The following is a 712-nucleotide window of genomic DNA, read 5'->3' as shown; positions in this document are numbered from 1 at the left end:
TTTATAGAAGGTGAGAGCAACTTAAGTCATGAAGGAGACTGTTGGGTTTATAATGATGCCATGGTTTATAGCGGTGCAAAAGTTTACAACAATGCCAAGGTATTTGATAACTCAAAAGTTTGTTATTTTGCAAATATTTATGAAAATGCAACAATTCATCATAACGCAAAAATATATGGTGGTCGTATTTTTGGAAAAGCACATGTTTACGAAAATGCAAGTGTTCATTGCAATGCAGAAGTGTATGGTAACGCACACATTTACGGAGATTCAGAGGTTCGTGGAGGCAGTATTATCACAACGAGCGAGAGAAGATAATTATTATGTATAGATATGAAATTAAACCTACTTTGTGTTCGCAGTTAGTTGTGAGAAATACCCACAATCCAGGTGAACTTTGTATAACGATCTCTGGAGATAAGGGCGAGCCCTATGTAGATACCATAATCTCTAAAGACAAAATAGATGCCTTCTTAAGTGAAGAGAATATCGTGCCAATGGAACTCATAGGATCGCAATGCTTTGCATTTTCATACGAATTCAGACCGTTTGCATGCACTAGATTTGAAATGATACCACCCAATTCAGATGAATCTTTCTTGTTGACGCTATATTCTGATCATTGTGCATATATAAAACGCATTCCAATTGATCGGATTGTACAACCTGTAAAGACAAAACTCTAACACCCCAAAACCAGCCTTTTAACACA

General features: G+C 36.4%; 1 protein-coding gene. It reads left to right on the top strand.

Annotated features, from left to right (window positions below; genetic code table 11):
- Positions 1-318 (top strand): hypothetical protein (locus ACFIQC_RS10045; RefSeq protein ID WP_375707149.1); only part of this gene is annotated, 318 nt, incomplete at its 5' end.
- Positions 319-712: the final 394 nt, after the last annotated feature.

This window comes from Bartonella sp. AA126HLJHH (genome assembly GCF_042197425.1).
GTDB lineage: Bacteria > Pseudomonadota > Alphaproteobacteria > Rhizobiales > Rhizobiaceae > Bartonella.
This window is presented reverse-complemented; position numbering and strand designations above follow the sequence as displayed.